Origin of the sequence: Streptomyces sp. NPDC001373 (assembly GCF_042895815.1) — a bacterium.
Classification (GTDB): domain Bacteria; phylum Actinomycetota; class Actinomycetes; order Streptomycetales; family Streptomycetaceae; genus Streptomyces.
Map to the genome: position 1 here is coordinate 140,118 of NZ_JBIAWQ010000016.1, position 11,128 is coordinate 151,245.

Annotated in this window: 11 protein-coding genes, 1 rRNA gene and 1 riboswitch; of the genes, 1 reads left to right on the forward strand and 11 read right to left on the reverse strand. The window is 70.9% G+C overall.

Annotated elements, in window-relative coordinates:
- Positions 1 to 188: 188 nt before the first annotated feature.
- Positions 189 to 287, reverse strand: a riboswitch (glycine riboswitch).
- A 112-nt stretch (positions 288 to 399) separates the two neighbouring features.
- Entirely contained in the window at positions 400 to 753 is a 354-nt protein-coding gene (locus tag ACFY15_RS28865; RefSeq protein ID WP_390689618.1) for a PRC-barrel domain-containing protein, read from the forward strand.
- A 6-nt stretch (positions 754 to 759) separates the two neighbouring features.
- On the opposite strand, the gene ACFY15_RS28870 is transcribed toward ACFY15_RS28865, so the two are convergent.
- The 11 genes from ACFY15_RS28870 to rrf form a co-directional block, all read right to left on the reverse strand.
- Positions 760 to 2,211, reverse strand: a complete 1,452-nt coding sequence (locus tag ACFY15_RS28870; protein WP_390826331.1) for a DNA polymerase IV — start codon at positions 2,209 to 2,211, stop codon at positions 760 to 762.
- Between the two features lie 91 nt (positions 2,212 to 2,302).
- On the reverse strand, positions 2,303 to 2,941 hold the full coding sequence (locus ACFY15_RS28875) for a MerR family transcriptional regulator (RefSeq protein WP_390689616.1): 639 nt from the start codon (positions 2,939 to 2,941) through the stop codon (positions 2,303 to 2,305).
- A 197-nt stretch (positions 2,942 to 3,138) separates the two neighbouring features.
- Positions 3,139 to 3,612: a bifunctional nuclease family protein gene (locus ACFY15_RS28880; protein WP_007262890.1), complete on the reverse strand. Its 474-nt coding sequence runs from the start codon at positions 3,610 to 3,612 to the stop codon at positions 3,139 to 3,141.
- 63 nt (positions 3,613 to 3,675) lie between these two features.
- Entirely contained in the window at positions 3,676 to 4,440 is a 765-nt protein-coding gene (locus tag ACFY15_RS28885; protein WP_390826332.1) for a MerR family transcriptional regulator, read from the reverse strand.
- Positions 4,441 to 4,488: 48 nt separating this feature from the next.
- Entirely contained in the window at positions 4,489 to 5,415 is a 927-nt protein-coding gene (locus tag ACFY15_RS28890) for an FHA domain-containing protein (protein WP_390689735.1), read from the reverse strand.
- Positions 5,416 to 5,497: 82 nt separating this feature from the next.
- Complete coding sequence (locus tag ACFY15_RS28895) at positions 5,498 to 6,367, reverse strand: DUF881 domain-containing protein (RefSeq protein WP_390689614.1); 870 nt, start codon at positions 6,365 to 6,367, stop codon at positions 5,498 to 5,500.
- A gap of 5 nt (positions 6,368 to 6,372) precedes the next feature.
- A complete protein-coding gene (locus tag ACFY15_RS28900) occupies positions 6,373 to 6,705 on the reverse strand; it encodes a small basic family protein (RefSeq protein ID WP_007262894.1) in 333 nt (110 codons plus the stop codon).
- Positions 6,702 to 7,607, reverse strand: coding sequence for a DUF881 domain-containing protein (locus ACFY15_RS28905; RefSeq protein WP_390826333.1), 906 nt, complete (start codon positions 7,605 to 7,607; stop codon positions 6,702 to 6,704). Before ACFY15_RS28905 ends, ACFY15_RS28900 begins: the two co-directional genes overlap by 4 nt.
- 121 nt (positions 7,608 to 7,728) lie before the next feature.
- A complete protein-coding gene (locus ACFY15_RS28910; protein WP_390826334.1) occupies positions 7,729 to 10,227 on the reverse strand; it encodes a sugar phosphate nucleotidyltransferase in 2,499 nt (832 codons plus the stop codon).
- Between the two features lie 101 nt (positions 10,228 to 10,328).
- On the reverse strand, positions 10,329 to 10,919 hold the full coding sequence (locus tag ACFY15_RS28915; RefSeq protein WP_042811546.1) for a CDP-alcohol phosphatidyltransferase family protein: 591 nt from the start codon (positions 10,917 to 10,919) through the stop codon (positions 10,329 to 10,331).
- A gap of 128 nt (positions 10,920 to 11,047) precedes the next feature.
- A 5S ribosomal RNA gene (gene rrf / locus ACFY15_RS28920) occupies positions 11,048 to 11,128 on the reverse strand; the annotation flags it as partial.

Genomic DNA, 11,128 nt, shown 5'->3' on the forward strand with positions numbered 1-11,128 from the left:
GGCCTCCTGGTCATATGACCTGCGAGGGGCACCACGGCGCGGGCACCCGGACGGCCTCCCCCTCTGTCATCTCAACCTGAGAGCTTCACCGGAGTCTCGGGGGTCGCCCGTCGTCCGGCTTTCACCGTCGGTGAGGAGTGGGACCGGCACTGCGCGCCCGGCACCCGCTCCTGCTTTCCAGAGTGGCCTCGTCGCGTGCGGTACGTATGCCTGAGAGATTCCGGGGAGGATTTGCTCCTTCGGCGCCTCCGTCGAGCTCACTCGGAGGACTCTCCCGCACAGGGTCAACAGCCGCCACCCAGCCTACCAGCGAGGATCTGGACCCTCCCTCGAGTGGCCCCCTATCAGAATATGCACTTTTGTAGTCATTACGGATGACTGCGACCATGTGGAGGGACCGTGCAGACCGACATCGATCCGCGCAGCCTGATCGGCCGCAAGGCGTTCGACCGGAACGGGGCCAAGATCGGCACCGTGGACGAGGTCTACCTGGACGACGCCACGGGTGTCCCGGAGTGGGCCGCGGTCCGCACCGGCCTGTTCGGCAGGGACGCCTTCGTCCCGCTGGAGCCGAGCGAGGTGGTCGGAGAGGTGCTGCGCGTCCCCTTCGAACGCTCCCTGATCAGGGACGCCCCCGACTTCGGCGTCGGCCGCCACCTCTCCCCCGAACAGGAGCTCCAGCTGTACCACCACTACGGCCTGGACGTGTCCCTGCCCGGCGACCTCCACCTCCCCCCGCCGGAGAACCGCTAGGCCCCGCTAGGCCGTGTCCTCCGGAGCAGGCCGCCCCACGAGGGGCAGCGGATCGGAGGCCTCCAGCTCGGGGTCGTCCACCAGGAACGTACGGACCCGCCCGGGCGGTGACCCGGGCTGCTCGAACCGCACGGTCACCCGCCCGACCCCGCTGCCCTGCACCCACCCCGGCCCGTACACCGCGTGCCGTACGTCGCTGCCCGCGGGCCAGTGCCGCGCCGCGGCGGCCCGCGGGTCCTCCCCGGGCGCCGGGGGGGCCTCCGGGACCCCTGGAGCCCCCAGGGGCCCCGGAGGCCCCGGTACCCCGGGAACGGCCGTGCCCCCGCCCGTCCCGTCCGCCTCCAGGACCCCTTCCGCCCCGGCGGCGGTCCGCTCCGTCCCCGCGCCCAGCGCCTGCGCGAAGAGGTCCTCCTGGGTGTAGTCCGCGAGCCCGGTCACGCCGACCCCCAGCAGCCGCACCCCACCCGTGGTGTCCACTCCCTCCAGCAGCCGCGCGGCCGCCTCGCGCACCACGGCCGGATCGTCGGTGGGCCCACGGAGGGTCTCGGAGCGGGTCAGGGTGGAGAAGTCGTAGCGGCGCACCTTGAGGACGATGGTGCGCCCCGAGTGGCCGGAGGCCCGCAGCCGGCCCACGCACCGGTCGGCGAGCCGCTGCACCTCGAAACGGATCCGCACCCGGTCGTGCAGGTCGACGTCGAAGGTGTCCTCCACCGACACCGACTTGGCGTCCCGCTCCGCGACCACCGGCCGGTCGTCCAGCCCCAGGGCCATCCGGTAGAGGCCCAGGCCGTGCGCCCGGCCCACCATCCGGACCAGCTCGTCCTCTCCGGCCTCGGCCAGCTCCCCCACCGTGGTGATCCCGGCCCGGCGCAGGTGCTCCCCGGTCGCCGGACCCACCCCGGGCAGGGTCCGCACCGACATCGGGGCGAGCAGCGCGCGCTCGGTGCCGGGCTCGATCAGCAGCAGCCCGTCCGGCTTGGCCTCCTCGGAGGCGACCTTGGCGAGCATCTTCGACCCGGCCAGGCCCACCGACCCGCTGAGCCCCGTCGCGGCCGCGATGTCGGCCCGCAGCCGCTCCCCCGCGGCCCGGGCGCCGGCGGAGTCGAAGGCGCTGCCGCCCGCCTCCAGGTCCACGAAGGCCTCGTCCAGGCTGAGCGGCTCCACCAGGGGCGACAGCTCGCGCAGCAGGCCCATGACGATCTCGCTGACCTCGCGGTAGAGCAGGAAGCGGGGGATCAGGTAGGCGCCGTTGGGGCAGAGCCGGCGGGCCTGGGCGGTCGGCATCGCCGAGTGCACGCCGAAGCGCCGGGCCTCGTACGAGGCGGTGGCCACCACCCCGCGCGGGCCGAGCCCGCCGACGATCACGGCCTTCCCGCGCAGACTGGGCTTCGACGCCTGCTCCACGGAGGCGTAGAAGGCGTCCATGTCCAGGTGCAGGATGGTCGGCGCGGTTCTCACGGCACCGATGCTGCCCCATGCCACTGACAATGCGCGGGTCCGCCCGGCCCGAGCCCGGCGGCCCCGCCCGGGCCGGCTGCCGGCCCGGGCGTCAGCCGGCCCGGTTGCGGCGGGCGGCTAGCTCGTCGGCCGGATTGTGGCCGACCACGGTCTCGCCCGTGTCCACGCGCTCCCCGTGCAGCTGCGACAGGGCGTTCTCCACGTCGCGCCAGACCACGCCGACCGCGATGCCGAAGACCCCCTGGCCGCCCTGGAGCAGGCTCACGACCTGGTCCGGGGAGGTGCACTCGTAGACGGTCGCGCCATCGCTCATCAGCGTCATGCGCTCCAGGTCCGAGAAGCCCCGGCCGCGCAGGTGCTGCACGGCGGTGCGGATGTTCTGGAGGGCCACCCCGGTGTCCAGGAAGCGCTTGACGATCTTGAGGACGACGACGTCGCGGAAGCTGTACAGCCGCTGGGTCCCCGACCCGTAGGCGGGCCGCACGCTGGGCTCCACCAGCCCGGTGCGCGCCCAGTAGTCCAGCTGCCGGTACGTGATCCCGGCGGCGGCACACGCCGTCGGCCCGCGGTAGCCGACCTGCTCGGGCGCCGGGGCGTCGTTCACCGGTCCGACCGGTTTCGACGCCGGCTGACGGTGCGCGGCACCCGACCCGCCGCCGAGCAGCGGGGACGGACCACCGTCACTCCGTACGGGGGTGCCCCCGGTCGTACCGTCGCCCGTGATCCTCACGCCCGACCCTCCGTCCTTGACCTGCCACCTTGAAGGTAGGCAGTGACCCGGGGTGCGTCAACGATCGCCACACTCGGCACGCCGAGTGATAATCACCCTGAGAGTGGTTTCCCGTACCCCAATGCGGGGAAAGGCTACTCGAATGGGCTGAATGTCCCCGGTGGACGACGCGGCGCGCGCCGCGCCCGCGTCCGGCCCTACTGCGGACCCGTACCGAAGTCCTCCGGAGAGATCTGGTCGAGGAACTCGCGGAACTTCTCCACCTCGTCCTCCTGCTCGTCGGGAATCGCGATTCCGGCGTCGTCCAGCACACCGTCGCTGCCGTAGATCGGCGTTCCCGTCCGCAGGGCCAGGGCTATGGCGTCGGAAGGCCGCGCGCTCACCTCGACGCCGCTGGCGAAGACCAGCTCAGCGTAGAAGACGCCCTCCCGCAGATCCGTGATCCGGACCTCGGTCAGCTCCTCGCCGACCGCCTCCAGCACGTCCTTGAACAGGTCGTGCGTCAGCGGCCTGGCCGGGGCCATCCCCTGTTGCGCGAAGGCAATGGCCGTAGCCTCCCCAGGACCGATCCAGATGGGGAGGTACCGGTCGCCTCCCACTTCACGCAGGAGCACGATCGGCTGGTTGGAGGGCATTTCCACCCGGACACCCACAACGTCGAGCTCGTTCACACAGCAACCCTAGGACCTGCCCGGCAGGTTTGGGTAGTCGGGGCCCCGTCGGGGCGCCCGCGTTCAGTGGAGCCGCACACCGAGAGCCGCCTGCACAAAGGCCTCGTGGAGCCGTACGGAGAGCCCCGCGAGCTCCTTCATCGTGGCCTCGGCGTGCGCCCTGGTCTGCGGATTGCGGTGCCGGCGCAGCGGTGCGACCACCTGCTCCACCAGACCGGCCTCCCGGTCGGCCGCCGCCTTCATGGCCCGCAGGTGGCGGGGTTCCAGACCGAACCGGCCGAGGTCGGCGATCAGGCGGGCGACGGCCACGGCCTCGGCGCCGAACCCGCCCGCGGGCTCCTCGCAGACGAGCCCGTACGACTCCCACTCGGCGAGCTGCTCCTCGTCCGCCTCGGCCGCGGCGATCAGCTCGGCCCGCCCGACCCGGGCCGCGACAGGCGGCTCCCCGCCCGCCTCCCCGTACCCGGCGGGGCCCTCGACGGACTCTCCGTGCGCGGCCGGAGCCGGAATCCGGATCTGCTCGCCCCGGTCGAGCGCGTCGAGCTGCTCGCGGATGACCTTCAGCGGCAGGTAGTGGTCGCGCTGGAGGCGCAGGACACGCCCGAGCCGCTCCACGTCGTCCGTGCTGAACTTGCGGTATCCGGAAGGCGTGCGCCGGGGCTCGACGAGCCCCTCCGCCTCCAGGAAGCGGATCTTCGAGATCGTGACTTCGGGGAACTCGTCGCGCAGCATGGTGAGCACCGTGCCGATGCTCACCAGCTGCCCGGCCGAGCCGGCGGTTCCGGCGGCGCCCTTCTTCGGGGCGCCGCCGGTCGGGGTGCGCAGCATGGGACCTTCCCTCCGGAGGTCCCCCCGGACGGAGTCCGGGGGTGGGGGTCAGACGCCCCGCTGGCTCGCGTAGAAGACGAGCCGGTACTTGCCGATCTGCACCTCGTCGCCGTTGTGCAGGGCGACCGAGTCGATCGGCTCGCGGTTCACGTACGTGCCGTTGAGGCTGCCGACGTCGGCGACGGTGAAGCCGCCCTCGGGGCCCCGGCGGAACTCGACATGGAGCCGGGAGACGGTGACGTCGTCCAGGAAGATGTCGCTCTGCGGGTGCCGGCCCGCCGTGGTCAGCTCCCCGTCCAGCAGGAAGCGGCTGCCCGAGTTGGGGCCGCGCCGCACGATGAGCAGGGCGGAACCGGGGGGCAGTGCCTCCACCGCGGCCTGGGCCTCGGGGGAGAGCGAGGGCGACACGTGCTGTCCGGTCGCCTCGGCCTCATAGGCCTCGAGGCCGGAGATCGAGATCGTGGACGTGGTCTCCGAGGCGCGCTCCGGCGTCAGACCCGCCCGCAGCGGCGCCCCGCAGTTGGAGCAGAAACGGCTCGCCGCGTCGCTGCGGTGCCCGCACCTGCCGCACGTCTGCTCGGCCGACATGGACGGCTCCTCGCGCCGCGGCCGGCCCGCGGAGGCGTTGGTGGCGTACGGATCGGGGGCGAACCCTCCACCCGCACCCGGGGTTGACGGGTCTCCGAAACCTATGCGCCCGGCTGCCGACGGGTCGGCGGAGGGCGCGCCCGCACCGCCCCCGGCCACCTCGTCACGGAAGAGCGGCCGGTCTCCCTGGCCCTCCCCCTCGCCGTGCCCCGCACGGTGGCGTGCCGTACCGCTTTCCTCGCGGTTCTTCTTGCCGAACAACTTCTCAAACAACTTCACGGGCGATTCCCCTTGACCGAAACAGACCCGCCCGTGGGGCAGGACGAACTCCGCATACACACACCTGCCGACCCGGACATTCTGACAACGTCCGTAACCACCAGACAGTTTCCACCACGCACCGCGACTTCGGTGCGTCGACCCCCCGCAGGCGTCAGCCCGCGTGGGACCGTCCTCGTTCCGCCCCGTCTCATGGCGATGACGACCGAGCGTAGTCAGGCTGCTTCGCAGCCCGCAAGGCATCCACAATGATCTTCGCCGACCGCGTGACGGCGACCGTGGCCTGTTCCTTCTCCATGGTCTGCACGACACCGCCCGGGATGTTGAGCGCCGGCTCCAGGTCCTGCGGCTTGCCGATCACCCTGAACTCGTAGGGTTGTGTGATCTTCTTGCCGTCGATCGCGACGCCACCGCCCTCGTCCGAGAAGTACGATCCCGCCACCACGCGCACGCCGTTGATCTGGATCGCCTCGGCCCCGGCCGCCCGAAGCTCCTGGAGGGTGTCCAGCAGCTGGTCGGAGCGCACCTGGCCCTTGGCGTCGGTGATCTTCAGGGTGATGCCCGGTCCCTGTGCGGCCACGGTACCGGCCAGGATGCCCAGTTGGCGCTCCCGCTCCAGCGTCTGTCTGCGGGCCTCCTCGGCCTGGTTGGAGCTGCTCTGGAGCTCCCTGCGCTGGTCGTCCAGCTTCTGCTTCTCGTCCTCCAGGCGCTTGGTCCGCCCGTCCAGCTCGTCGAGGATGCGGACGAGGTCCTCCTGACGGGCACCGCGCAGCGGCGCGCTGGAATCGCTGGTGGAGCGCACCTGGATGGCGAGCCCGAGGCCCAGGACGAACAGCAGCAGCGCGACGATCAGTTGGGCCCGGCTGAACCGCGGCGGCCACAGCCCGGCAGCCAGGCGCTGCCGCCCGGTCTCCTCCTGCTCCGGCCGCGGGGCGTCCGGAGGCGTTGCTTCCGGCTGCGGGGCGCCCGGGAGCGGTGCCTGCGGCCCCTGGCCCCCGGCACCCTCGGCCGGCCCGGGCTCCGGGTTCTGCTCCCCTCGCGGAGTGTTGTCGGCACTCATCGGCCTCACGCCCGGAAGACGTGCCGGCGGATGGCCGCCGCGTTGGAGAAGATCCGGATGCCGAGGACGACGACCACGCCCGTCGACAGCTGCGAGCCGACGCCCAGCTTGTCGCCGAGGAAGACGATCAGCGCGGCGACGACCACGTTCGACAGGAACGACACGACGAAGACCTTGTCCACGAAGATCCCGTCCAGCATCGCGCGCAGACCGCCGAACACCGCGTCCAGGGCCGCCACCACGGCGATCGGCAGATAAGGCTCCACCACGGCCGGCACTTCGGGGCGGACGAGAAGTCCGACGACCACTCCCGCCAGGAGGCCCAGTACCGCGATCACGACGCACCCTTCTTCGGCTCTTCTGCTGTGGCCGACCGCACGGTCAGGCTCGACGCGGCCGGCAGCTTCACCTCGTCCACCGGGGACAGGCTGTAGCGGATCCCGTAGCTCTCCTGCAGCACGTGCAGGTACTGCCCGTCCACGGAGTCCTGGAACGCGGTTCCGAGCCGCTTCTTGTCCCCGACCACGAGGACCTCGTAGGGCGGCACCAGCGGCCGGTTGTCGACCAGTATGGCGTCACCGGCCGCCCTGATCGCCGACAGAGCCGTCAGCCGCTGTCCGTTGATCGAGACGGCCTCGGCCCCGGACTGCCAGAGTCCGTTGACGACCCTCTGCATGTCCCGGTCGCGGACCCGCCCGGTGTCCGAGAACCCGGCGCTCTCGCGCGGGCCGCCTCCGCCGCCCGACGAGGACCCCTTGGCATCGTCCACCACAAGCTTGACGCCCGGACCGTGCACCTCGGTTGCACCCGACAGCAGCGCCGTCAGCTGGGCCTGCCGCCCGCCCGGCTGCTTCAGCGCCTCACGCTGACGGTCGGCGACCTCGGTCCGCAGCCGCTCGACGTCCCGCTCCAGGGTGTCCGCGTGCCGGTCGGCCCGCTCGACCCGGTCGATCAGCTCCTGGCGCTCCTTGGCCAGTACCGGCGCCGCCACCCGCGCCTGCGCCGCACCCAGCGTGACGACCATCGCGGCCAGCACGAGGCCCGCTGCAAGCGCCAGCTTGGCCCTGAGGTTGCGCGGCAGCCCCGCCGTACCGTCCGCCGCGCGCCGGGCCGAGGCTTCCGCATAGCCCTCGTCGAGGCTGTGGTCCATCACGTGCGTCAGCAGCGACATGGACGCGTCCGGGCGCGCGGGCGGTGTGGCCGGACTCCGGTCGGTGGGCGGCTGCGACATGCCGCACATCGTCGCATGTCGCAGCCGCCCACATCCAATGCGGGAGTGCGGCGGTCCGGGCCGGGTGACACGCCGTGCCCGGACCGCCGCACTCCCGCCCCTTTCCGCACACATGTGCGAGGCGGGACGGTCAGTGCTGGCCGGCTCCGTCGACCACACCGGCCCATTCGTCCAGCAGGGCCTGCGCGGACGCGTCGTCGGGACCCTCGGCCCACAGGTGCGTGACGGCCTCCGCCGTGTCCGGCAGGACCAGCGCCCACCGTCCGTCGGCCTCGACCACGCGCACGCCGTCGGTGGTGTCCACCTGGCGGTCCCCGGCCGCCTCCACGACCCGCCGCATCACGAGCCCCTTGGCCGCCCACGGCGTGGGCACGTCCCGCTTGAGGACGTGGGCCCGCGGGATGCGGGAGTCGATCTGGCTCAGCGTGAGCTGGGTGCGCGCTACCAGCCCGATGAGCTGGACGAAGGCCGCCGATCCGTCGAAGACGCTGCTGAACTCGGGAACGATGAAGCCGCCCCGGCCGTCACCGCCGAAGATCGTCGTCTCCTCGCGGCCTACCCGGGTCAGGTCGTCGGGCGAGGTCGTCGTCCACTCCACCTGGGTCCCGTGGTACGCCGCCACCTGCTCGGCGACCCGGGTCGTGGTCACCGGCAGGGCCACCTTGCCGCTGCGCTTCTCCGCCGCCACCAGGTCGAGCAGGACGAGCAGCGCCCGGTCGTCCTCGATGATCCGGCCACGCTCGTCCACCAGGGAGATCCGCTCGCCGACCGGGTCGAAGCGCACGCCGAAGGCCGCCCGCGCCGAGGCCACGATCTCCCCGAGCCGTACCAGTCCGGCGCGCCGCGACTCGTGGCTCTCGGTCGGCCTGGACTCGTCGAGGCCGGGGTTGATCGTCAGCGCGTCCACGCCGAGCCGGCCGAGCAGGCTGGGCAGGACGAGGCCGGCGCTGCCGTTCGAGGCGTCCACGACGACCTTCAGCCCTGAGTCGGCGATCCCGGTGGTGTCGACCCGGCGCAGCAGGGAGCCCGTGTACGAGTCGAAGACGCTCGACGGGAACTGCAGGTCGCCGATCTCGCCGGGGAAGGCCCGGCGGTATTCCTGACGTGCGTAGACGCGGTCCAGCTTGCGCTGCTGCGCCTGCGAGAGGTCCGCGCCCCGCTCGTCGAGGAACATGATGTCCACCGAGTCCGGCACTCCCGGCGAGGTCCGGATCATGATCCCGCCCGCCGCGCCCCGGGCCGTCTGCTGACGGGCCACGGGCAGCGGTACGTTCTCCAGGTCGCGCACGTCGATCGCGCTGGCCTGGAGCGCCGAGATGACGGCGCGCTTGAGGGCGCGGGCGCCTCGGGAGTGGTCCCGGGCCGTGGTGACGATCGCCCCCTTCTTGAGGGTGGTCGCGTAGGCGCCGGCGAGTTTCACCACCAGTTCGGGGGTGATCTCCACGTTCAGGATCCCGGTGACGCCGCGCGCGCCGAACAGGTGGGCCTGGCCGCGGGACTCCCAGATCACGGAGGTGTTGACGAAGGCGCCCGCCTCGATCGTCTTGAAGGGGTAGACGCGTACGTTGCCCTGGACGATGGATTCCTCGCCGACCAGGCACTCGTCGCCGATGACGGCGCCGTCCTCGATCCGGGCGGCCCGCATGATGTCGGTGTTCTTGCCGATGACGCAGCCGCGCAGGTTGCTGTGCGGCCCGAGGTAGACGTTGTCGTGGACGACGGCCTTGTGCAGGAAGGCCCCGCTCTTGACGACCACGTTGGATCCGACGACGGTGTGCTCGCGGACCTCCGCCCCGGCCTCGACCTTGGCGTAGTCGCCGATGTACAGCGGTCCGCGGAGGACGGCGTCGGGGCTCACCTCGGCGCCTTCGGCGATCCAGACCCCGGGCGAGATCTCGAAGCCGTCCATCTCGACCTGGACCTTGCCCTCGAGCACGTCGGCCTGCGCCTTGACGTAGCTCTCGTGGGTGCCCACGTCCTCCCAGTAGCCCTCGGCCACGTAGCCGTAGATCGGCCGGCCTTCCTTCATCAGCTGGGGGAAGACGTCGCCGGACCAGTCGACCGACACGTCGGGCTTGACGTAGTTGAAGATCTCCGGCTCCATCACGTAGATGCCGGTGTTGATGGTGTCCGAGAACACCTGCCCCCAGGTCGGCTTCTCGAGGAAGCGCTCGACCTTGCCCTCTTCGTCCACGATGGTGATGCCGAATTCCAGCGGGTTCGGCACCCGGGTGAGGCACACCGTGACGAGGGCGCCCTTCTCCTTGTGGAAGCTGATGAGGTCGGTGAGGTCGAAGTCGGTGAGCGCGTCGCCGGAGATGACCAGGAAGGTGTCGTCCTTCAGGGCCTCCTCTGCGTTCTTCACGCTGCCGGCGGTGCCGAGTGGCTTCTCCTCGTTGGCGTAGGTGAGCTCCATGCCGAGCTCTTCGCCGTCACCGAAGTAGTTCTTGACGAGTGACGCCAGGAACTGGACTGTGACCACGGTCTCGCTGAGCCCATGCCGCTTGAGCAGCCTGAGCACGTGCTCCATGATCGGCCGGTTCGCCACCGGCAGGAGCGGCTTGGGCATGCTTGAGGTCATGGGGCGAAGCCGCGTTCCTTCGCCACCGGCCATCACGACGGCCTTCATGTCGGAAGAGTCCTCCTAGAGAGATGACGGTCTGGCCGACCTCACCCGTCCCGGACGGATACTCCGCTACTCCTCCGCGTCAGCACCGGCGCCGAGTGAGCTCAATCGGCCGTGGCGTCCGCCTTGACCAAACGGCGGACTTGCACCACGTAAAGGATTCCTGCCCACCAATAGAGCGTTGTACCCCAACCCGCGAACGCCCATCCGAAAACGGACGCCATCCAGGCCAACCAGCCCGTACCGTCACTGAGCAGGAGGAGGGGGAAGGCGTACATCAGGTTGAAGGTGGCGGCCTTGCCGAGGAAGTTGACCTGGGGCGGCGGATAGCCGTGCCGGCGCAGGATCCACACCATGACCAGCAGCATTGCCTCGCGGGCCAGCAGCGCGGCGGTGAGCCACAGCGGCAGGATCCCCCGGTAGGTGAGTCCGAAGAGCGTGGTCAGGACGTAGAGCCGGTCCGCGGCCGGGTCCAGGAGCCGGCCCAGTTTGCTGATCTGGTTCCAGCGCCGCGCGAGTTTCCCGTCGAGGTAGTCACTGACGCCGCTCAGCATGAGCACGAGCAGTGCCCAACCGTCGTACTCCGCCAGGATGAGCCAGAGGAACAGCGGCACACCTACGAGGCGGGCCATGCTGAGGATGTTCGGAATGGTGAAAATTCGGTCAGTCTGGACCCGAGTCTCCTGGACCTCCACCCGGGGGCCTCCACTGTGACTGTAGAAATGTCGAATCTATGCTCCCCCGACCCTACAGGAGTCTGCGAAGGGCCCCGGAACGCAGAAATGCCCCGCACCAGAAGGTGCGGGGCATTCCCACAATGATTGTTCGGCGGCGTCCTACTCTCCCACAGGGTCCCCCCTGCAGTACCATCGGCGCTGAAAGGCTTAGCTTCCGGGTTCGGAAT